We start from the raw sequence: 21034 nt of genomic DNA, 5'->3' as shown, positions 1-21034 counted from the left end.
ACCACAGAGGTCGGGCTCTTTTTCTTTTCTTGTTAATGTGTAAATTATATGTAAATATAAGCCATGTTAAAATGGCTTCTTTTTGATCTTAATTCTTTCTTCGCTTCTTGCGAGCAACAAGAAGATCCCTCTTTGCGAGGTCGCCCCGTAGCCGTTATTCCCAGCATGACCGATACAACCTCAGTGATTGCCGCCAGCTATGAGGCCAAAAAGTTCGGTATAAAAACCAATACTCGCGTTGGTGATGCCAAACGCATGTGCCCCAATCTGGTTTTGAAAGTCGGCAACCATCGCCTCTACACCGAGTATCACCACCGCATACTCGCCGCCATCGAAGAAGTTCTTCCTATTAAAAAGGTTTTGTCCATAGACGAAGTCGCCTGCGAATTGATTGGTAAAGAGCGTGACGCAGTCACCGCTCGAAAAATCGCACAACAAATGAAAGACCACGTTCGCCATAAGGTCGGCTGCCAGATCAAAAGCTCCGTGGGGATTGGTCCCAATATTTTAATCGCTAAGATGGCCTCTGACATGATGAAACCTGACGGACTGGTCATTGTGGACAGTCACGAAATCCGCTCTAAAATCGGCCCCCTCCCCATAGAGGACTTACCTGGAGTCGGTCGCCGCATGAAACCCAAGCTCAATGCTCAAGGCTATTTCAAAATATCTGATTTTTTAGATACTCCCGAGCAACAACTACGAAAGCACTGGGGAAGTATCTGGGGTCTACGTGTGGCCCGCGAACTTTCCGGAGAAGATATCCCCTACAATAAAAATCCCGAGCAAGCTTCACTGAGTCACCAACATGTACTTCCACCAAATCTACGAGACAGCTCTAAGGCCTACGATATTGCCTTTAAGCTCTTAATGAAAGCAGCTACACGACTGCGAGACGATAAAATGCAATGCGAGCGCCTCAGCGTTTATGTGAAGTCCACGCAGGGCGAACGCTTTGAAAACACGGTGCATTTTTCAAGTTGCAGCGACAGCTACTTTCTAACACAACAGTTACAAAAGCTTTGGAATCTTCCTCCGCGTTTCAAACCGATGAAAGTGGCCGTTGTTCTTTCCGCGCTCACCAGTGGCCCCGCACAGATGTCGCTATTCGATAACCCACGCAAAGAAGTGCTGAATCAAGCTCTGGACAGCATTAACACGCGATTTGGCCCTAACACCCTTTTTATGGCCAGCACTAAATCTGTACTGGGTAGTGCAAAAACTCGAATTTCATTTAACCACGTCCCTAAACTCAGTGACGAACTAGAAGAAGCTTCTGACTCAGATAAAAATAGTCTTGGACATCAAAAAAGGCTTATTACATAATTTTCTATCGAGGTGACCTATGTCGTTAGTCGTATCTAAATTCGGTGGAACATCAATGGCCGATGCCAACTGTATGTTAAGAAGCTCAGATGTCTCTTTGCAAAGAAAAAGTAATATCATTGTCGTTTCAGCCACATCCGGCACAACAAATGATCTGATTTTACTAGGAGACTTAGCCGAAAAAGGTCAGCTCACTGAAGTTGAAGCTCTTCTGAAAAAGATCACAGAAAGACACACTCAAATCGCAAAAGAGCTTTCCGCCGACGAGCAAACAACAACTCACCTGCAAGAGCTTTTTTCAGAATTAGATTCGATAGCCCGTGGTATTTTCTTACTGAGAGACTGTTCGGCAAAAGCAAAAGACGTCCTGATGAGTCTTGGCGAACGCATGTCATCAGCCTTATTTGTCGTGGCACTTCGCCAAGTTTTCAAAAAACAAAACCACAAAACCAAAGTAGGCCTATTGGATGCACGCACTGTTATTAAGACAGATGAGCAATTTGGAAAAGCCAAACCACTTTTTGATAAGATCATCCAACTTTGCAAAGAGAACCTACAAGATTGCATCAAAGGCGAAACTGTCTACGTCACACAAGGTTTTATTGGACAGACTTTAAATGGATCAACGACCACTTTGGGTCGCGGAGGCAGTGATTACTCAGCAGCTTTATTCGCTGAAGGTATTTCTGCCAATACTCTTGAAATATGGACGGATGTTGCTGGTGTAGCCACAACGGACCCTCGCATCTGCCCAGACGCTGTTGTCATCGATGAAATTTCATTCAAAGAAATGTCCGAGCTGGCAACTTTTGGAGCGAAAGTCCTTCATCCAGCTACCTTGCTGCCGGCTATTCGCAGCCACATTCCCGTTTTAGTTGCCTCGAGCTTTGAACCACAAAAAGCTGGCACTTGGGTACGCAAGGAAGTTAAAAATTCCCCTTTGATTCGCGCCATGGCTCTTAGAAAAAACCAAACACTGGTAACAGTAAGCACTCCCGAAATGCTTCACACTCATGGTTTTCTTTTCCAGATTTTTAAAATCTTCAATGATCACAAAATTTCAATTGATGCGATCACCACGTCCGAGATCAGTGTTTCCGTCACCTTGGATAATGCCGACTCGCTAAACAAATCACTCTTAGAAGAGCTGGGGAAAGTAGCTGATGTTCAAGTTGAAAAAAACTTGTCCTTAGTTTCCTTGATTGGAAACAATATCAACCACACTCCTGGCCTAGCCATGAAGATTTTTGAAGTGATCACAGATGTTAACGTGCGCATGATTTGTTATGGTGCCAGCCGCCACAACTTCTGTTTTCTAGTCGATGAGGCCAAAGGCGCAGAAGTGATTCAGAAACTTCATCGCCAGTTCATCACATAGACTGACTAAACTCTGTACACTAAAAAGTATAGGCTTCAAAGACTCAGATCTATCTAATGGCTTTTCAGCCAAATCCCTTCCTGCAAGTGCGGACAGCCTGTGGTTTTTTTGCAAAAAAGCCACAGATGCTTTAAAAATACCTCATCCGTATTAACAGAAAGGCTACCCATGAGACCTGCTGCTATCTATTTAATGTCACTTGCTCTGTTCTTATTTTCATTCAAATACGCTGAAGCTCAAAACGTCGATGATATCTTCGCAAGAACTGCTGGCAGTCCGGAGCTTTATGAACATTATGGATATGACAATACAGAAGCTGAATTCACATTAGATTCGACTGTGATCCTAGAACAAGCTTCAGCACCTACTCGCTCACAGGTCGATTCGCAAATTCGCAGTCAAATGCGCTACATGCTAGGTCTTATGCGCTCTAGCGAAACTCAAGCGGCAGCTCTTTATCCAAAATGGGATTTCAACATTACAGAAACAAAAAAAGAAGGCGCAAATAAATGGGTTGTTAAATATCGCCTCAACACAAAAGGTGTTTTTGCATTAAACACTCATCAGTACACATTCACATTACCATACAATCCCAAAAAGATTTTCACACAAGCACGCAACCTGTGCCACGACTCAAAAGGTGTTGCTGACTCGAACTTTTGGTATCACTGGGATCCATCTAAAGCAGGCTGCCCACTAAAAGAAGATCAAGAATATTTCAAACTGACAGTACCTTTAAAAATTATCCCGAACACCACGATGACTTTCCCTGAATACGCAAAACTAGTGGATGGTGATCGCAATATCAAAATGACAATGCTATTCGGTTTTGCCAACTACGGAAATGCAAGCTGGGCTCCAGAGGGAAATCAAGACTGGGGTATTATCTCTTACAACAAACAAAGAAATTTCCTAAAAAGCTTAGGTTTTACAGAAACTGTTTGGACACAAGATCAAATCAAAACGATTTTCACCGCTCGTGATCAGTTTGTTCCGCATGTCGTTGAAATGAATCTTTCAGGTGCGCAAGCAAACGTACGTATTCGTCTAGTATTGTCTGATACTGGTCTTTACCACAACAGCCGTGCTTTCCATATTTTCTTGCGTGAAGCTTTAGCTAATGAATCAATTGTGGTTTACAGTGGCCACTCTGGTATCGGTAAAAATTTAGATCTTGAAGCTATCGAACGCTTACGTGGATTCAAGTTCCGCTTTAATCCTAACTACCAAATTCTTTTCCTAGGTAGCTGCGTTCCTTACGCTTACTACACAGATATGTTGTTTTCGCGCAAAAAAACCGCAGCTGATCCTAACGGAACCTTAAACCTAGATATCTTCTCCTATGCAAAAGAATCCTATTTTGCCAGCGAAGAAGACAACTACCTCACTCGCGCTATCGTGAGATGGGCACGTGAGGGATACAAAACTTCATATCAGGAAATCATCAGATCTAGCCCTAAGTATTTCTTCGCCATCAATGGTGACGAAGACAATTCAACAACTCGCTAGAAACGTGGGCTGTTATCATTCTGCGATTGAATAACAGCCCGCAGTTAATTGCTCTGTTTGATTGGCTCTATTTGATTGATCTTTGCATTTCGGCGAAAAATAGTGAATAAATAATGTATGCACTTTTCTGACCGCCGAAAGCTGATTATTCATACTGTTATTATTTTAGCGTTAGCTATAGTTACAGTTGCAATCGGAGCTTACCAACTAGATCAGTTTTTAGCGCTGTTTTTCTCGCGCGAGTCCATGCAAACTGTTTACTATTATAGTCGCGAGATCACAGAAGTTGGCAATAGCGTCCATTATTTTGTAATTTCAATTGTCGGCATCCTCTTTACGACTTTACTTTACCCACGTATTTCTTTTTTACGTCAGAAACTATCGGCTGCACGTAATGAAGTTATCAAATACTGGTCCTTCTTTCTTCTAAAAGCTCTTCTGCTGTGCGGACTTTTTTTACACTTAGGTAAATTTGGATTCGGTCGCTTGCGCCCCCACGCCTCAGACAGCTTTAACCCGCTGAGTTTCGATCCACTAAACTTCCATCACCATTGGCAGTCATTCCCTTCAGGACACTCTCAGGTGCTCTTTACAGCAGCGACAACGGCATTATTGATTTGGCCTCGTTATAGATTTGTATTTTTATTGATAGCGGCTTTTTTCGCTTTTACACGTGTGACGATTCATCAGCATTTTTTCAGCGACACTGTTGGTGGAGCGGCTATTGGATATTTAACAACACTGTGGATTTATCATATCTGGCCGCCGAAAGATCTTCAGAAGCCTTAAGAAAAACATCGGTCCAGTTTCTATTGGGTTATATTAGGCCCCTGCTTCAAATTTCAAATCACCTAATTGCGTGATGAATTTTTCGTGAATGGCTTGTTCCATGGTGTAAAATCCCTCTGGTTTATTATGAAGCCATTTGCTAGCAAAGATAGCTCCTGCACCAAAAGCTGCACGATTTATACTTTCATGTGAAAGACGAATGGTCTGATTCGGAAGACCAAAGATCACTTCGTGGCGACCCACAATACCACCCACACGGATAGAGTTAACGTGTTTACGTGGTTCTAGTTCTAAATGGTCAGCCAGTCTTAATGCTGTTCCCGAAACTTCACTTTTACTTCTGAAGTGCTCTTCTACGATTTCTATATCTGCATGGGGCACGATTTTTTTTAAAATCTTGGAAGCAATCATCAGCCAATTAATACCTAAAGTTATATTCGGAGAATATAGAATCGACCCTTTTAAGCTGGCACGCTCTAGCAGCTTTAAATCCTCAGGTGAATACTTAGATATTGCGGTGACAACACGAATCCCATGCTCAACCAGCATCTCGTATATCTGACATGCTGTAGTTGAAGAAAAATCAATCACAATATCCACTGGATTCTTTTTAAGAAAATCAGCTGTTAAATTTTCATAAGCAACAAATGGAGCAAAGCTCTGATCAAAACCTAAACTGTGGCTGGCATAATTCGAATTAGGTTGAATAGTTTTACGACAAACCCACTCTAAAGAGAAATTTTCATCTGATACTATTTCCTTCGCAACTGCTGAACCAGTGCGACCAAATCCAAATAATCCTATTTTGATAGCCATCCTAGAAGATCTCCTCTTGATTTTATATGCTCATTTTCAATATTGAAAATATAGGTATGGCGGTCAACCCGTGCGTCGCTAAAAATTCTGAGAAGCCACAGGCGGGCTCTGAACTCAAAAACCTAGCCTTCAGTTTTGAAAAACAACAACTAATCTTTTTCTGGAATAATAAGCAGCCATGGTTTCACCAGCATCATGCGAACACCCGACTTAAATAGTTTAACAAATGAAGAGAATCTTACTTTTGAAGAAATTGAAGCTAATAAAAATGCCATTAAGAAACTGACCGAGATATTTAATATCCCTACAGAAATAATTCCCAAAATAGAATTTACAAAATCCCAAGCATCTACACCCGCACCAATAGCTATCGGAATGGATGTCGCAAATCCCCCAGTAGCGAGCGTAACGTGCTTCACATCTAGTGGAATTCCTAAAAATTTTAAAAATTGAGGAGTCATCCCCAAAAGAAAACCTAACGATATGTTCGCAGCTAAAGCATTGGCATTCACATCGACAAAGTTGGCGATTCTTTCAGTACGAACTACGCCAAAAACTTTGCGCAGGCGCTCATTAAATTTAAGACGTTGACCCACGCGGTTCACGATCACCCAATTTTCAAACCATCCTGCAATCAAGCTGGCCATAAATAAAAGACATCCTGTGAACGTTGCAAACAGAGGGGCTGACCCCAGAATGTCTGTCGAACTAAATGTATTTAATGCCTCATCGACAGTCATCAGTGGATGATTTAATTTTAGCATGAGCCATGAAACCACAAAGCAGATCGGTATCACCATACTCAAGTTACCTAGAACAGCAATGAATTGCGTGCGTAGTAGCGCCACCATAGAACGACGAGCTTCTGTTGTTGATTTCTTTAAGGCGGCAGCAATATAAGGAGCTGTAGCCGATGGCTGCTTCGTCGCCAGAGTCATTCCCAGCACTTGAATCAAAAGGAAACTTCCGGAGTAATTTAAACTCTCAGCAAATCCTTTAATAAAACCCTGCAGGTGGAGCTTTGCTAATAAGTTTTTTAGAAACACAGTAAGTGCGGTGACGGCTCCACCGCCCATAGCCGAACGGAACATTTTGCGGAACTCTTTCCAACTGAAGGTAACGTAATGCTCACCTATATGAGAGTTCGCTTGCACGATACGCTCTGTAATCAATGCCATATTTTCAGATAGGAACGATGAAAAACTGCGCTGATGATGTGAGTCTAAAATCAATTGGGAAAGAAAGACCCGCAATGTAACCGCTCGAGATCTGCCTTCATGCAAAAACGATAACAAGACTTTTAAACGTCTCATCTTACGTTTTTGCGTTTGGAATAAATAGACGAGCTCTACCTTCACCCCTTGTGTCTGCATAGATGAGTACAGCTCATCTACATACTTTTCCATTTGTGCCAAAAGTGAAAAGACATCTTCTGTCAGTTGATAGTCACCACGCATCTGGTGTTCACGTAAAATACCCTCAAGGTGGAACTCGCTGAGTTTTTCTGCTTTTTTATTAAAGTAGTCCAGCTCTTTCTGTAACGAAAAAACTCCGTTCAGTAGCTGAACACTTAAAACATACGAGGCAGCTAATAAATCCGACTGTAGTTTTTGATGAACTTCTTTTTGTTCCGCAAATAATGAAATCAATTCAGCCAAAACCGACTCATCAATAAAGTCGATGATTTGACTTTCTTCCGAGTCAGGGAATATCTCGTACAATAAAGACATCAAGTCATCTGTGACAGGGCTTTTAGGTAATAAGAATTTTTCTTGAATACGACTAATAAATTCCTGTGTGAAACTTGTTGAAACATTTCCTGCGTTCGTAAACTGAGATACCGAAGAGATCCGGACTAATAATGCCGAGATCGTATTTACAAAGTTTTGTTTCCAATCTGGATTCTTGTTCAGCATGGAAAGCAGGTATTTCAACCGAACCGTGTAAATACTTTCTTTTTTCGTATTCTTTTCATCAACACTGCGAGGTCGTTGTAGCCACTTCATGACACTGACTAACCAGAAGACTTTGTCCAAATCCCCTCGTTTAGCCGAATTCTGTGCTAATAATGAACTTAAGATATCCAAATAAAAACCTCGCTCAAAAAACGATAGCACGACTGATAAATTTTACAAGAGTGTCAGAATCATTACAGTTGAACAGAAGCTCTATCAGTACTATTTTGCCGCATAAATAGGAGATACCTTTATGAATAAATTAGCTCTTTTACTTCTTACCACTGTTATCAGCGCTCAAAGTTACGCTGGCGATTCATGGAGTTTTTGCTCTTCTGCGGATCAGGCATTAAGAATTGAAAATGACGTTATGTCACAAGACGGCATGGTTTCCCCTTTACTGACATTCAAAGTAAAGAAATCGCAAGTTATCAAAAAAGAAACTAAAACTTGCACTATCAAAAATACGGATCAAAAAATCACTGCTTTTGACAATGAAGTCAGCGTGAAGCATGTCGTAGTAGGACCAGAGGGTGGCATGACTTACATGGTTTACTTCATTTGCGAAGAAGGTGGCTCGACTGGCGTTCCGCAAGACCAATTGATCAACTGTAAATAATCAGAGTTCTTAGTTAGTTCGGATTTTATTCCTTTTAATACCTGTGGCGTGGAAGATTGGGGCTTTCACGCCTATTTATATGTTTTTTCCTGAAACCTTAAATGCAGGTAGTGGTTTCGAGTCAGATGACGGCGGGCGAAAGTGAATCGGCACTGAGTTAAAGCGGAAACGATCGACAAACTGCACAATCGTATCATCTGTTTCTTCCCGTTCAGCCATAATATCTAAATCCATATCAAATATAGGGCGCACTGCTTTTAGACGTAAGATACCATCGCGGAATTCCCATCGTCCTTCGCCGTCACCTAAATTGTTCACTTGATAATAAAAAGATCCGTTTTCAAAAAGTGCTAATCGCATCGAGTACTTTTCTTCTGATGTGAAAAGCTTAAGGTTCGATAGATTTTGTGAAGCATTTGGATACTGATCATTCGCATTGATGAATTGATTGTAGAAAGCATAATCACGCTTGTTACCTTCTGAGGTCACAGGCTTTCCACAGGCAGCCAGAATCATACCAATTGCAATCACAAACGCTGTTAACTTCACCACTCAGCCTCGCTGCTATAGTTCGCTATAGTTTTAATCCTATAGGTTTTTCTATGGGGCGTAAGACTTAAAGAATCCCCTTCCTATATTCGGATGAACAGTGGCCAAACCTAAGAACATACTTGAAAAATCAATAGCTTGAAGTCGATTTAAACGCTGCTCTGGCTGAGTTAAACTACAGCGCCATAGGACTTCAGTCTCGTTTTTACGATAGACACACTGCTTGTCACGATAGATCGTCGCCAAATCACGTACAAGCTCTGGTGACTCTGATAAAAAACCCGCAATGATATGCGGAGACACAATGAGATCTGGATTTCTACCGATTGCGTTTGCTGCGTATTTGAAATTTAAAGCTTCACCGGCTCCGGCTCCCCAATATGAGGACTTACTTATACGCTGCTGTGCAAACCACGCACGATCTGCTTCCATCGCATTCTTAAAATATTGCACATAGGAGGGATTATTATTTATCGACCCACACAGGTAATATGCAAATTGCATAGTAAAGCTAGATAGAAATTGAAATGGACTGTCTGTTAACAAACTGATCTGTCTTCCATTAGAAGTCATAAAAGACCTTTTAGGCAAACCACTGAGGTCCGCAAAGTGTCTATTCCAAAACTGGGTCATTCTTCCCACGCGACCCGCTTTTTGCTCGGCCACTTTTCCCATACACGCCACTAAAATATATTCATTAAACTTAGACGTGGCTCCTAAAGCGCGTCCACTTTCTAAATTATAATTAAGATACAGGCGGCCAAAATTAATATCTGCAATAGCCGATTCCCAATTAACTGTCTGCAAGAGTCTTTCGGCCAGTTCTTTTACACGCGCCGATGAATGACCTTCGCGCGCTTCAAAGTAATTACCAGCAAGCAGAGCTCCAGCAGCTAAAATAGCCGTATCAATAGTCGAGTAACCATCCCCACGCGAGCCATTATTATCAGCCCCGTCGCTGGCACGGAACCAATGACGAAACCAACCCCACTGAGGATGACGCCTTGAAAACTGCGGATCTAAAACAGTGCGCAAAGAATGGTAAGCTTGCGCCTCAAAGTCCTCACTTAAATAATTTTGCAAATCTAATGGCAAATCCAATCGCAAATCTAAACTCAGACCTTTTCGATTATTGTCAAATTTTCCAGCGGCATCGGCTAAGGCTAACATCGCCACACCCATACCGGTCGCTGCCACGGAAGAATTGTTTTCCTGAACAGATCCAGCCAGTAAAGATGTCGCATCCACATACTGACCTGATACCGGATGGCGAAACTCTTGATTGTAAAACTTTAAACTCTGATAGAATAAATGCCGTGCGATTTGAGCATCGGTTTGAATATGCGAAGACGAGCGCATTTGTGAGTGCGCAGAAAAGCTAAAAAAATAAGTTAAAATAATAACGTAACTAGCTAACTTCATAGGGTTTTATGCTAGCCCAGCAATAAAATCGAAGTCAGCATGATTTTAGAATATTTTTGTCATAGAATTTACGAAAAACACTGCCAGTTGGCATATATTGATCAAGACGCTCCTGAGCCTCTTGATTGCTGAGATTTAAAGCGTCCGCACAAAGATCTTCATAAAGATGCCGAGTTGCTCCTACAGCCAATGAGGGAAAGGCCCCATCATCCACTTCCCCGAAACCCACAATCAAAAAGTTTAAAAACAGACTTTTCATCGCCCTTTGATAGCAGCTCTCGTTGTCTTTACCTTGAAGCTCGGTCAACTTCTTCAATTGCTTTGTTGAAAGCGGGGAATCATTTTCAAGTTCTGATAAAAGTTGACGCGCTTCCCGCGAAAGTCCTTGAGGATTTTCTAAATCCATATTCGACAGCCTTAAAAGTGCTGTAAATAATGATCGTGAAAAAAAGGTCGCACGCCCTTGATACCACTTAGAGTAGACAACCTCACGACTATCCGAAAGCTTCTTCATCAAAACCCACATAGTGGATACACGTGAATCCGCATCCTCATTCCAATCCCATTCCATTTTCGATTTAGGGAAAAACTCTGACCACAGAGATTTTGGCTCAGGTTTATTGTTTACAGGAAATGTAAGCAGAACTCCACGCTGATTAATTTTTTCTACGGCTTTCTTGAAAGACATACCATATTATACTGTATTCGGCTCTAAGAACAATTATGAAGCGTAAATAGAATCTAAAAACATAAGATTTTCTGTATCTACGTGAATTTGATCCTTCGTCGTTTCCACATCCCAGTTCGGTTGAAATTGAATGTATTTCTTCATAGCCTCAACCCGCGCCATCAACACAGGATTACTAGAGACTGTTTCATCCTCTAACAACTCATTTAAATAGAGATTCGCCTTGCGCATAAAATCTCCGTAGTCCAAATCCTCAATAGACTCTACCTTTTTTAAGAAATTCAAATATGGACTTCCCATAAGACCTCCTGCTAGTGAATTTGGAAAACACTTTCCATGTTATCTAATTTTTCCTCTAAGAATTTTTTAAGCTCTGGATTCAGATCCCCCATCTTCAGCAAATGTTCGCGAATTTTTTGTTTATCTAAAGTGATCTGCTTGTCATCCGAGATAAAAAAATCCTCCCACAATTTATGAGCTGAAATGCGCGCATGAAACAGCAACTCTTGAGCCGGATTCTGTCCGCCATAAGGTTCATTCACCCACTCTTGCTTTGAAAGCCAATCTGAAGACATTTTTAACATCAACAAATGGGCCATCTGTTCATGCTCATCATTGTGGATGAGTTCGGGACGAGACTCCCCTTCCACCTTGCCTTTAAAAGAAATTGTATTCACAGCTGCTTTTTCGAAAATAGATTGGACTTTGTCCTTGAAAGCTTTTACCGAAAATGGTTTCTGTAAATAAATCAACTGAGACTGATCTTCTTCGCCCACCGCTTTTCTAACCTCTTGCTCACTGACAGAAGAAATCACGAGGAATGGAAGATTCGGATAGGTGCTGGAAATAACTTTCCAAAGATCCAGCCCCGTACTGTGCCCCTCTAAAAAGATATCCGCTACAATTAAGTCATAAGGGTTGTCGTTTGAAATATCTGCCGATTGTAAAATTTTGGCCAGAGCTTGCTCTATGCTGCTGGCATAACAGACCTTCGCATCAGGCGCGGCTCCAGCAATCGAACTCTTCAGCATGATCGTCATACTGGGGTCATCCTCTACCACTAAGATCCTTCTTGTGTGATTGTCTAGGTTGCCCATACAAATACTCCTCGCCCACACCTCACTTCTGGCTCCGCCACACATCATCTGCACAGTCCTTTGCGCAATTCTTTGGGTGTAGCTCATTCATATAGAACAGCAAAAATAAGACCATGACTCAGAATGTAATTAAATTCACCACGAGCGCGAATGCGTTCGCAAATACCCCAAAGAAATAGTCCTTGGGATTTTTGGTGCTAGACTAGAGTAAATATATCTTGGTATTAAAATGATTAGCGGTGCAATAGACCAACAGCTTCATAAACACGCGCCAATGTTGTTTTTGCACGAACACGCGCTCTTTCTGCTCCATCCAACATAAGTTTGTCTAAATGTGTGCGGTCTTGCATAAGACGATCATACTCGTCTTTCACTGGCTTTAATGTACTCACCACTAACTCAGCCAAATCAACTTTTAGATGTCCGTACATTTTTCCTTCGTAATCTTTTTCAAGCTGCTCAATGCTCTTATCAGATAACACAGAGTAGATTGTCAGAAGATTAGAAATTCCTGCTTTATTTTCAACATCAAATTTGATTTCAGAACCAGAATCTGTAGCAGCTGATTTGATTTTCTTTTCAATTTTTTTAGGGTCGTCGATTATCGAAACGAAATTCTTTTCATTTTCGTCAGATTTTGACATTTTTTTAGTGGGATCTTGTAGCGACATAACTCTTGCGCCTGATTTAGGAATATGTGGTTCTGGCATTTTAAAAATTCCCGCTCCGTAGCGGTTTTCAAAGTAGCCAACCAGATCACGGCACAGCTCAATGTGCTGTTTTTGATCTTCGCCAACAGGAATAATATCAGCTTGGTATAAAAGAATATCCGCCGCCATCAACACAGGATAAGTGAAAAGACCTGCATTGATATTTTTCACGTGCTTTTCAGACTTTTCCTTAAATTGAGTCATGCGGTTCAAATTACCCATGGGAGTCAAACAGGTCAGAACCCATGAAAGTTCAGAGTGTTCTGGCACGTGGGATTGAGCAAAAATAATATTTTTTTGCGGGTCCAATCCCAAAGCCAGATACTGAGCGAAAAAACTATATGTTCTTTCTTTTAGAATTTTAGGATCTTGAAAGACAGTTAACGCGTGCAAGTTTGCTAAAAAGTACAGACAATCATATTCCGATTGCATCTTTTTCCAGTTATTGATCGCCCCAATATAGTTTCCTAAGGTCAGATCTCCTGTAACTGTACTACCACTCAAAATTGTCTTTTTCATAAATCCTATTTGGTTCTTTCTCTACTTTATTTAACTTAATTCTATTTGAAGCTTGTATGGACGCCTAACAGTGACTCACTAGCGACGGACACGTGCTTCAAAAGTCGCACGACAGCCTTTGGTCACTGAAATTTTCCGTGAATCATAGAACCATGTCGATCCATAGACACAGGCAGCGCTTGAATGCTGACGTACTAAACGCACACTTAAAATCGGATTATCTAACTTACATTCCGTGATGAGTGGTTTGATAATGCTGTAGCACTCAACTTGCACAAATGTATCGGGGTGACTTGGCGGCGGGTACGGCGGAGGATACGGAGGCTGAGGCCCACTTCCCTGACGGAAGCGCACCACGACACTTTCAATAATACCTTCACCGCGTGCATCCAAACGCAGATCTACACCGCGACGGATAATCGTTCCATAACGAGGGTACACATTCACCGTTTCTCCACGAGGTGATTGGAGGTAAGCCCTTCCTAGTTCTTCACGTCCGTAGAAGATATTCAAATCAACAAAGCGACCATCTGCACGTCCACTAATTTGAATGCTGTCAATTTCATATCCTTGATAGCGGTCTAAGCCTAAAGCGCGATTCAACGAAATGCTCGCACTACCACGAACTCTTTGATTTAAACGAGCTTCAACATAGTACGCCTGCGCTAACTGTGCCGCCACTGTGGTGACTAAGAAAGCAATAGCAATAAGTCCTTTTTTCATTTCAATACCTCTTGGTTACAAATACGCTATTAGTTTTAGTTTACAGATCGTGTAACAGAGTCAATACGGCAACGATCTACAACTTCGTCCCATGCGTTGATAACAAGGACTTCGTCACCACGACAAACACGTGAGCTAAAGAAGGATTTAAATGCAATTTTGCGAGCCCAAGGAAGCTCAGGGCAAATAAAAGTTTGGATATCATAGTTGCCACCAGCAGCTCTGACTTGCAACGTGCGCGTGTGATGATCGTATTTCCAACTGCGAGCCGAGCTTGAATTGAAGCAAGTTTCAGCAGCTAAAGCCGTTTGTGACGCCAATAAAGCAAAAAGAATGATTGATTTCATTGTTCCCTCTTTCATTTAAGTTTACGAATCCCCCTCATTAAACTAAACGCCCTAACCCCTGACAAGAACCAAACTGGGCGCAAATAAATTTTCGCGACACGTCGATTTAATTGGGTTAACTTCAAATGATGTCGTCTATCAACCCTCACTTCACTTTGAATTACAGCCAACCAGAAGACTATCGTTTTTCCCACGATTCCGTCTTTCTGGCTCGACGTGTATTTGAAGATATCAGACGACAGCAGGTTAAAACCTATCAGAATGCGCTCGATTTGTGCTCTGGCTGTGGCATTATTGGATTAGACTTACTTTTCCATTTAGCTTCAAACAACTTCGACTTACCCCTAACCATGGATTTTCTTGATGTCCAAGAAGTCTATCGCCCTCATTTCGAACAAAATATGGCCACATTAAAGGCACAGATTCCTGCCGAGGTTCAGATTCCTGATGGACAGTTTATTACAGCCAATTATAACACTCTCAAATCGCAAAATTCATTTAAAGAAAAGTACGATCTGATCCTTTGTAACCCTCCTTACTTTGACCCTAAAAATGGAGTTTTGTCCTCTTCTGAGTTCAAAAATAGATGCCGGTTCTTTCTGGATTCCGATTTTCAAAATCTTATTCAAAGCATTGAATCCTCTTTAAAACCTCAGGGTGTCGCCTATGTTTTGATACGATCTCAAAAAGATCACGCTGTAGATTTGGCAACTGATTTTTCTAAGTTAGGGTCCACTTTGAGTTTAGAAAGACAAGAACCCATAAGAGGGACTGATCTTTACTGTCTTACCAAAAAATCTCAGTAATATACTAAAACTGATTTCTTAAGTTTCTGATTCTGGAAAAATCTGTAAAATCCTTCGCCAGTAAAAAAGGATTGGCTACGATTTCTTTTTTCAATTCTAAAGGAACTGAAGGTTGGCCTTTTTGGCGTATTTCTTTTAAGTGCTCACCATAGAGTTTTTGTTCAGGACTTAACTCGCCCAAACTTTGTAGAAATCGAAAGTTCGTTTCCGTGTATTCATGGGCGCAATAGATCAAGGTGGTCAAAGGCAGGTCTTTGATCGCCTGCATGGATTGATACTGCTGTTCAAAGGTGCCATCAAAAATACGTCCACAGCCCAAACCAAATATAACATCCCCAGAAAAGAGCCAGTGTCTTTGAGTTTCAAAATAGGCAATATGGCCTTTGGTGTGCCCAGCCAAGTCATACACAACAAATTCATTCTCACCGAAAACTAGAGACTCCCCTGCAGAAACGGCTTGGGTTAAGTGCGGTATTTCACCGACATGACGAATAGGCCCAAAAACTTCCACGCGTGGAAACTGAGCTACGAGCTTTCCTAAACCACCGATATGATCATGATGATGGTGAGTCACCAGAATCATTTTCAAATTTAAGTTGTGGGTTTTTAGAAAGTCCAACACCACATCTCCATCGCCCGGATCAATGACTAAGGCCTCTTTATTTTTATTGCTCACCACAAAGATATAGTTGTCTTGAAACGCGGGTAATAATTTAACTGAATTTGTAAAATTCTGATTTAATTCCTTACTCAGTTCCTGCTTGGAGAATTCTTTATGGCTCATGATAAAAAGTTCCCCAATTGTTCTTGATCGTGTAAAACCTGCTCTACCTCGCGATAAGAAGGCAAAAACGCTTCTACCAGCCCCCAAAAATCTGCCGAATGATTCATATGCCTTAAATGACAGAGTTCATGCACAATAACATAATCAATTAATGCTGGGGACTGACAGATCAACTTCCAATTTAAGGAAATATGTTTTTGTGAGGAGCAACTTCCCCAACGACTGCGGTTAGATCTAAAATTTAATCGCACAGCCTTCAAACCTGTTTCAGACTGCCATTTTAAAAATCTCTCTGATAGCTCTGTAATCGCCTGTTTTTTATAGAATTTCTTTAATTCCGCAAAGAAAGCTTCATCATTTATAGGACTCGCTGCCGGACAGCGACAGATCAAAAATCCATCCTCAATAGAAAATTTGTAGTTTTTAATTCTATCCGGATAAAACTGTAGATACTTTAACTCACCTAGGTATGGAAATCGCTCGCCCTGTTTTACCTGAGGTTTGGGAAATCTTTGCGCCAACAAATCGAATCTTTTTTGGTGTTTTTCAATCCAACTACTTTTGGCCTGCAAGAAGTCCGTCACCTGTTTCAAGCTCACGCTTTGATTGGTGCGTACCGAAATTGGCCTATCGGGAAAAAGACGAATAACAATGCCTCGTCGTCCTTTAACTCTGACGACTTCAACATCATGTTCATTAAATTTAACAATCTCTTTTAACTCTCTGCTGGGCATGGCTTTGATATTCTAATCCGAATGTCTTTTCTTGCACACTAAATTATTGTCAAATCAACTCTAATAATGAAACATCATTATATGACACATTTATCATCAGAATTACGCACCCTTGTCTATCAATCTGTCTTTCAATTTGGCCTAGTTATTCAACGCGAGCTAGGTGAAAAAAAATATAATATGGTTGAAAGTATTCGAAAAAAGATGGTGGAATTGCGCAAAGCCTCCGATGAAAACTCCTTTCAGCAGCTTAACACTCTTTATAGGCAAATTGAAAAATGGTCGACCGAAGATAGAACCCACCTTGCGCATGCCTTTACCTTGATGCTGGAACTGATGAATGCCTGTGAAAATGCCTACCGCAGCTATCGCCTTGACCAAAAAGATCATACCTCAGTAGCCCCTAAATCAAAACTTCCATCGGCCGTCATCTATGTTTTGACAGCCCATCCAACGGAAGCCCGCTCTCCACAGAACATTGCAGTTTTTCATTTAATACAGGATCTTTTACAACAATCACTTGTGCGCGCAACCAATATCAAAGCGGAATTTTCTTTAACAGCTTCCGAGTCTGAGAAGTTGTTTCATCTACTCGAACTGGCATGGCATACCCCTATCGCTCGTAAACGCTCACCACATGTTAAAGATGAAGCTGAGCATATCTATTCGTTAATTTTGCGCGATCATGTGCTGCTAGCTCTTTTAGATATGGAATCCCATGACGTGCCACTTTTCATCAGAACATGGGTCGGTGGAGACAAAGATGGACATCCCGGTGTTAACGAGAAAGTCATGCGCGAAAGCCTGAGTCTTTCTCGCAAAAGACTGGTTGAAGTTGCAACTGACTTACTTCGACAAGTTCAACAGAGTTTGGACTACACACAGTCTTCAAAACTTCTGACTGACTTACAAACTGATTTGCAAAAAGTTAAAAAAGCTCTTTCGCAAATCAAGGTGCTAAAAAAGTCTGATGCCAAACGCATAGATTCAATGCATAAGCTCGTCCACAGTTTTTTAGGTCTGTACACCAGAAGTTTTGGAGTCGAACACCCTTCACTGCTTCAACTTAAGAAGCTCCTTCATATCTTTCCCGCGCTTGTGATTCCATTGGAACTACGTGAGTCTTCTGATGTGCTGATGTCACGACCACTCAGCCAACCATCTTTAGTCATTGATCGTATGCTACGCCTACTTGCCGATCTCTCTGACGGCGGAGACCCTCGCTGGTACGTGCGTGGATTTATTATCAGTATGACACAGAAGCCAGAACACGTGATCATGGCCTTTAAACGTCAGCGTCTTTTCTTAAAAAAACGCTCTATTCCTGTAATACCTTTATTTGAAGATGCAGAATCGTTAAGAGATGCTGAACAGATTATGCAAGTGCTGCTGAAAATGCCACAGATTAAATCCGCTGCAAAAAACGATTGGGGTGCACGATTTGAAATGATGGTCGGTTATTCCGATTCATCAAAAGAGTCAGGAGCTCTTTACAGTCGCATAGCTATTGCCACGGCTTTGCCTCAATTAGAGCGAGTTTGTAAAAAGGCAGGTCTTACCTCTGTCTTTTTCCACGGCTCTGGCGGCAGCGTAGATCGCGGCGGAGGCTCGATTGATGATCAAATTGCATGGTGGCCAAAGACAGCATTAGATCGCTATAAAGTTACCATTCAAGGGGAAATGATCGATCGCTCTTTAGCCACACCCAGCATTGCCCAACGACAAGTTCAAAAAATTATTGAGTATGCCGCCAAAGGACTTACTCAAAAGTCCCAGCCATTACCATCAAGTGAATTGAAAAAGTTTTCTGGGCGTGTGGCTTCTTATTATCGCCAGACCATCACTGAATCTGAATTTTTAAAAATTTCAGAAAGAGCAACCCCTTATTCCTATTTGAATCTACTTAAAATTGGATCTCGCCCGAGTAAGCGCTCTGGAGAACTCACAGTTAAAAATCTTCGCGCTATTCCTTGGGTTCTGTGTTGGACACAAACTCGCGTGCTTTTCCAAACATGGTGGGGCGTTGGTAGCGCATGGGAAGAGTCAACAAGCGCACAGAAAAAAGCTTTAAAAGCTTCTTATAAAAAAGAAGCCGTGTTTCGCTCTTACATAAAAGCACTGGGCTTTACCATAGCTAAAGTTGAAATGCCCGTCTGGAAAGTGTATTTAAGCCAATGCGGACTACCTCAATCAGAAGTGGACATGGTCTATGCCAGCTTCCAAAAGGAATACCAAAGAACAATACGCGCCTATCAAGAGATTACTGGCGAAAAACAATTTCTATGGTTCCGTCCATGGCTGGGAGAAAGCATCCAGTTGCGCTCATCCATGATTCATCCTTTAAATCTACTGCAGATTACAGCCAAAAAGAAAAATGAGGCCGACCTGCTACGAGTGACTGTGACCGGTATTTCCAGCGGCATGCTGACCACAGGCTAGACAGCACGCCCTTGTCAAAACGTCTCTATTTGAGATTGGCTGGCAAGGGCTTTGCAAAACCTCACACGGGCCCTAAAAGCCCGAGTTTGGAGCTCACATGAAAGCAGAGAAAACAACCCTATCTTGCAAAATCCACCGAAGTCTTCTTCGCCCCCTTGGCTTAATAGCGATAGCTGTGGCTATTCCTTTTACTGGTTATGCCGCCAACCCCAGCTTAGTTTCAGCCCAAGTGATGGATATGCAGGGAAAGCCTTTAAAGCAAATCTCTGCCAATCAGGAATTCAAAGTTGAATACACCGTTAAAGGATTAGCTCAGGACAAAATTGAAAGTCTATATAGTGATTACAAAGTATTAACTTCTGCCAGTGGCGATAAGGCCTTCAGTAGTTTAGATGAAGCCTGCCAAAAATCACAGCCGATTACAGCTTCTGTTAAGATGTACCCTCAATCTGATTTACGCAGTAACTACAACCAAGTGGTTTCGGAAAAGGTAGAAATTATTCAAGTTAGTAAGGAACTGATAAAACTCACGATGAAATTTAATCCCTTGAGCACCACGAATTGTCGCATGTCAGCCGAATTAAAAAATAAAATTGTTATCCCCGGTATGACAGCATGGATGGAATCAGAAACTGGTTTTGAAGACATCACATTACAACTGAAAAAACCAATCGAGTTAGCTTTAGTTGACGGGTCTTCTAAGACAGAGTAAGTGGTTATCCATGAATGATGATTCACGTTTTATTAACTTAGAAAGCAAAATCGCCCATCAGGAATTCCAGTTGGAAGAACTGAGTCAGGTCCTTTATAATCAGCAGCAACAGATTGATCTTTTGCAAAAACAGTTAAGCCATATTCACAAAAGGCTACAAGATGTCACGCCCAGTCCTGATATTGGGCCCGCAAATGAGAAACCACCACACTATTAAAGCACCAGATATAAAACCACCAACAGAAAATTTCTTATGAAAGTTCAAATCACACAAACTTCATGTGGCCCAGTGTCTTATCGTAGCGTGGGCTCAGGTCCTCGCAAAGTTCTTTTCTTTCATGGATTCCCCGGCTCTAGCTCGCAAATCAAGATATTCGAACATTTCGCAAACCAACGCGGAATCCATGCCCTCTGTTTTGATCGCCCCGGTTATCATAAAACCACGATTAAAACAGATCACATGCTTCATGTGTGCCTAGAGATCTCAAAAGAATTAACTGCTCAGTACGACTGGCAACAGTTTGAAGTGGTCACGGTCAGCGGCGGCACCCCCTATGGTTTGAGTCTGGCGCAGCATCTACCACAAAAGATCACCTCAGTTCGCGTGATCTGTGGTTTAGGAGACCTCGCCATTAAAGAGGTTCAAAAGGCATTTCCGAAAAGCTCTTATGCAGCCTTGAAGCTTTTGCCATTTATTCAAAAAGATCTTTTGAACTCTGCCTTTCAGCTAACGCTGGCTCTACAGAATCCTAATAAGCGATCCCCTATCATGCAGTTATTCTTTCCGACCTCAGCTGCGGATGATAAATGCCTTAAAGAAACCGATGCAATCGGCTCTTTACAGCTCAATCTAAAAGAAGCTTTAGAGCAAAAAGGACTGGGACCGATACAAGATGCCCGTGTTTTTCTGTCTCATTGGAGTCAGAATTTTCAAGACTTCGCCATGCCGATCTCTTTCTGGCATGGTGATGAAGATGTGATTGTACCTGATGCGGTCTCTCAACTCATGTCGAAACGAATCAAGAATTCTAAATTATTTCTTTTGCCGCAAGAAGGTCACTTGAGTTTACCTATCATGCGAGCTGAAGAAATTATGCTGAAGCCTGATTAAA

At 41.7% G+C, this 21034-nt stretch carries 22 protein-coding genes; 10 read left to right on the top strand and 12 right to left on the bottom strand.

Annotated features, from left to right (window positions below):
- The first annotated feature begins 63 nt into the window (after positions 1-63).
- The 4 genes from A11Q_RS06270 to A11Q_RS13500 all read left to right on the top strand — a co-directional run bounded on the left by A11Q_RS06270 (position 64) and on the right by A11Q_RS13500 (position 5002).
- Positions 64-1326, top strand: coding sequence for a Y-family DNA polymerase (locus A11Q_RS06270; protein ID WP_015469954.1), 1263 nt, complete (start codon positions 64-66; stop codon positions 1324-1326).
- Positions 1327-1345: 19 nt separating this feature from the next.
- Positions 1346-2704: a lysine-sensitive aspartokinase 3 gene (gene lysC, locus A11Q_RS06265; RefSeq protein WP_015469953.1), complete on the top strand. Its 1359-nt coding sequence runs from the start codon at positions 1346-1348 to the stop codon at positions 2702-2704.
- Between the two features lie 168 nt (positions 2705-2872).
- Positions 2873-4213: a hypothetical protein gene (locus A11Q_RS06260; RefSeq protein WP_015469952.1), complete on the top strand. Its 1341-nt coding sequence runs from the start codon at positions 2873-2875 to the stop codon at positions 4211-4213.
- Between the two features lie 117 nt (positions 4214-4330).
- The gene (locus A11Q_RS13500) at positions 4331-5002 is read left to right on the top strand and encodes a phosphatase PAP2 family protein (protein WP_015469951.1); all 672 of its coding nucleotides are present in this window, start codon (positions 4331-4333) and stop codon (positions 5000-5002) included.
- A gap of 33 nt (positions 5003-5035) precedes the next feature.
- On the opposite strand, the gene A11Q_RS06250 is transcribed toward A11Q_RS13500, so the two are convergent.
- Together A11Q_RS06250 and A11Q_RS06245 are read right to left on the bottom strand one after the other, a co-directional pair.
- Positions 5036-5818: a 4-hydroxy-tetrahydrodipicolinate reductase gene (locus tag A11Q_RS06250; protein WP_015469950.1), complete on the bottom strand. Its 783-nt coding sequence runs from the start codon at positions 5816-5818 to the stop codon at positions 5036-5038.
- 149 nt (positions 5819-5967) lie between these two features.
- Positions 5968-7905 carry a site-specific recombinase gene (locus A11Q_RS06245; RefSeq protein ID WP_015469949.1) on the bottom strand — a complete coding sequence of 646 codons (1938 nt, stop codon included), beginning with the start codon at positions 7903-7905 and terminating at the stop codon, positions 5968-5970.
- A 121-nt stretch (positions 7906-8026) separates the two neighbouring features.
- Between A11Q_RS06245 and A11Q_RS06240 the strand changes: the two genes are divergently transcribed.
- Positions 8027-8392 carry a hypothetical protein gene (locus tag A11Q_RS06240; protein ID WP_015469948.1) on the top strand — a complete coding sequence of 122 codons (366 nt, stop codon included), beginning with the start codon at positions 8027-8029 and terminating at the stop codon, positions 8390-8392.
- A gap of 75 nt (positions 8393-8467) precedes the next feature.
- Here the strand turns inward: A11Q_RS06240 and A11Q_RS06235 are convergent, their stop codons facing one another.
- From A11Q_RS06235 to A11Q_RS06200, 8 genes are all read right to left on the bottom strand, one after another.
- The gene (locus A11Q_RS06235) at positions 8468-8941 is read right to left on the bottom strand and encodes a hypothetical protein (RefSeq protein WP_015469947.1); all 474 of its coding nucleotides are present in this window, start codon (positions 8939-8941) and stop codon (positions 8468-8470) included.
- 51 nt (positions 8942-8992) lie between these two features.
- Positions 8993-10363, bottom strand: a complete 1371-nt coding sequence (locus tag A11Q_RS06230; protein WP_015469946.1) for a hypothetical protein — start codon at positions 10361-10363, stop codon at positions 8993-8995.
- 34 nt (positions 10364-10397) lie between these two features.
- Positions 10398-11051, bottom strand: coding sequence for an AlkZ-related protein (locus A11Q_RS06225; protein WP_015469945.1), 654 nt, complete (start codon positions 11049-11051; stop codon positions 10398-10400).
- 33 nt (positions 11052-11084) lie between these two features.
- The gene (locus A11Q_RS06220) at positions 11085-11351 is read right to left on the bottom strand and encodes a hypothetical protein (protein WP_015469944.1); all 267 of its coding nucleotides are present in this window, start codon (positions 11349-11351) and stop codon (positions 11085-11087) included.
- An 11-nt stretch (positions 11352-11362) separates the two neighbouring features.
- Entirely contained in the window at positions 11363-12148 is a 786-nt protein-coding gene (locus A11Q_RS06215; protein WP_015469943.1) for a response regulator, read from the bottom strand.
- A 233-nt stretch (positions 12149-12381) separates the two neighbouring features.
- On the bottom strand, positions 12382-13377 hold the full coding sequence (trpS, locus tag A11Q_RS06210) for a tryptophan--tRNA ligase (RefSeq protein ID WP_015469942.1): 996 nt from the start codon (positions 13375-13377) through the stop codon (positions 12382-12384).
- 78 nt (positions 13378-13455) lie between these two features.
- Complete coding sequence (locus A11Q_RS06205; protein ID WP_015469941.1) at positions 13456-14100, bottom strand: DUF3011 domain-containing protein; 645 nt, start codon at positions 14098-14100, stop codon at positions 13456-13458.
- Positions 14101-14135: 35 nt separating this feature from the next.
- Complete coding sequence (locus tag A11Q_RS06200) at positions 14136-14447, bottom strand: hypothetical protein (RefSeq protein ID WP_015469940.1); 312 nt, start codon at positions 14445-14447, stop codon at positions 14136-14138.
- A 125-nt stretch (positions 14448-14572) separates the two neighbouring features.
- Between A11Q_RS06200 and A11Q_RS06195 the strand changes: the two genes are divergently transcribed.
- Positions 14573-15253, top strand: coding sequence for a hypothetical protein (locus A11Q_RS06195; protein ID WP_015469939.1), 681 nt, complete (start codon positions 14573-14575; stop codon positions 15251-15253).
- A 4-nt stretch (positions 15254-15257) separates the two neighbouring features.
- Here A11Q_RS06195 and gloB read toward each other — a convergent pair whose 3' ends face one another.
- Together gloB and A11Q_RS06185 are read right to left on the bottom strand one after the other, a co-directional pair.
- The gene (gene gloB / locus A11Q_RS06190) at positions 15258-16037 is read right to left on the bottom strand and encodes a hydroxyacylglutathione hydrolase (protein ID WP_015469938.1); all 780 of its coding nucleotides are present in this window, start codon (positions 16035-16037) and stop codon (positions 15258-15260) included.
- On the bottom strand, positions 16034-16771 hold the full coding sequence (locus tag A11Q_RS06185) for a M48 family metallopeptidase (RefSeq protein ID WP_015469937.1): 738 nt from the start codon (positions 16769-16771) through the stop codon (positions 16034-16036). Before A11Q_RS06185 ends, gloB begins: the two co-directional genes overlap by 4 nt.
- An 81-nt stretch (positions 16772-16852) precedes the next feature.
- Here A11Q_RS06185 and A11Q_RS06180 point away from each other — a divergent pair, with 81 nt between their 5' ends.
- From A11Q_RS06180 to A11Q_RS06165, 4 genes are all read left to right on the top strand, one after another.
- Complete coding sequence (locus A11Q_RS06180; RefSeq protein WP_015469936.1) at positions 16853-19210, top strand: phosphoenolpyruvate carboxylase; 2358 nt, start codon at positions 16853-16855, stop codon at positions 19208-19210.
- A 97-nt stretch (positions 19211-19307) separates the two neighbouring features.
- Positions 19308-19922: a hypothetical protein gene (locus A11Q_RS06175; RefSeq protein WP_015469935.1), complete on the top strand. Its 615-nt coding sequence runs from the start codon at positions 19308-19310 to the stop codon at positions 19920-19922.
- Between the two features lie 10 nt (positions 19923-19932).
- Positions 19933-20139 (top strand): SlyX family protein, encoded by a 207-nt coding sequence (locus A11Q_RS06170; protein ID WP_041575118.1) that lies wholly within the window; start codon positions 19933-19935, stop codon positions 20137-20139.
- A gap of 36 nt (positions 20140-20175) precedes the next feature.
- Positions 20176-21033 (top strand): alpha/beta fold hydrolase, encoded by an 858-nt coding sequence (locus tag A11Q_RS06165; protein ID WP_015469933.1) that lies wholly within the window; start codon positions 20176-20178, stop codon positions 21031-21033.
- Position 21034 lies beyond the last annotated feature (1 nt).

Source organism: Pseudobdellovibrio exovorus JSS (assembly GCF_000348725.1).
Classification (GTDB): domain Bacteria; phylum Bdellovibrionota; class Bdellovibrionia; order Bdellovibrionales; family Bdellovibrionaceae; genus Pseudobdellovibrio; species Pseudobdellovibrio exovorus.
This window is presented reverse-complemented; position numbering and strand designations above follow the sequence as displayed.

Coding starts and splice junctions, on each gene's coding strand:
- A11Q_RS06195 (WP_015469939.1), top strand. CDS start 14,573: ATGATGTCGTCTATCAACCCTCACTTCACTTTGAATTACAGCCAACCA.
- A11Q_RS06230 (WP_015469946.1), bottom strand. CDS start 10,363: ATGAAGTTAGCTAGTTACGTTATTATTTTAACTTATTTTTTTAGCTTT.
- A11Q_RS06260 (WP_015469952.1), top strand. CDS start 2,873: ATGAGACCTGCTGCTATCTATTTAATGTCACTTGCTCTGTTCTTATTT.
- A11Q_RS06170 (WP_041575118.1), top strand. CDS start 19,933: ATGAATGATGATTCACGTTTTATTAACTTAGAAAGCAAAATCGCCCAT.
- A11Q_RS06185 (WP_015469937.1), bottom strand. CDS start 16,771: ATGCCCAGCAGAGAGTTAAAAGAGATTGTTAAATTTAATGAACATGAT.
- A11Q_RS06270 (WP_015469954.1), top strand. CDS start 64: ATGTTAAAATGGCTTCTTTTTGATCTTAATTCTTTCTTCGCTTCTTGC.
- A11Q_RS06250 (WP_015469950.1), bottom strand. CDS start 5,818: ATGGCTATCAAAATAGGATTATTTGGATTTGGTCGCACTGGTTCAGCA.
- A11Q_RS06220 (WP_015469944.1), bottom strand. CDS start 11,351: ATGGGAAGTCCATATTTGAATTTCTTAAAAAAGGTAGAGTCTATTGAG.
- trpS (WP_015469942.1), bottom strand. CDS start 13,377: ATGAAAAAGACAATTTTGAGTGGTAGTACAGTTACAGGAGATCTGACC.
- A11Q_RS06240 (WP_015469948.1), top strand. CDS start 8,027: ATGAATAAATTAGCTCTTTTACTTCTTACCACTGTTATCAGCGCTCAA.
- A11Q_RS13500 (WP_015469951.1), top strand. CDS start 4,331: ATGCACTTTTCTGACCGCCGAAAGCTGATTATTCATACTGTTATTATT.
- A11Q_RS06175 (WP_015469935.1), top strand. CDS start 19,308: ATGAAAGCAGAGAAAACAACCCTATCTTGCAAAATCCACCGAAGTCTT.
- A11Q_RS06200 (WP_015469940.1), bottom strand. CDS start 14,447: ATGAAATCAATCATTCTTTTTGCTTTATTGGCGTCACAAACGGCTTTA.
- A11Q_RS06225 (WP_015469945.1), bottom strand. CDS start 11,051: ATGTCTTTCAAGAAAGCCGTAGAAAAAATTAATCAGCGTGGAGTTCTG.
- A11Q_RS06205 (WP_015469941.1), bottom strand. CDS start 14,100: ATGAAAAAAGGACTTATTGCTATTGCTTTCTTAGTCACCACAGTGGCG.
- gloB (WP_015469938.1), bottom strand. CDS start 16,037: ATGAGCCATAAAGAATTCTCCAAGCAGGAACTGAGTAAGGAATTAAAT.
- A11Q_RS06165 (WP_015469933.1), top strand. CDS start 20,176: ATGAAAGTTCAAATCACACAAACTTCATGTGGCCCAGTGTCTTATCGT.
- lysC (WP_015469953.1), top strand. CDS start 1,346: ATGTCGTTAGTCGTATCTAAATTCGGTGGAACATCAATGGCCGATGCC.
- A11Q_RS06215 (WP_015469943.1), bottom strand. CDS start 12,148: ATGGGCAACCTAGACAATCACACAAGAAGGATCTTAGTGGTAGAGGAT.
- A11Q_RS06180 (WP_015469936.1), top strand. CDS start 16,853: ATGACACATTTATCATCAGAATTACGCACCCTTGTCTATCAATCTGTC.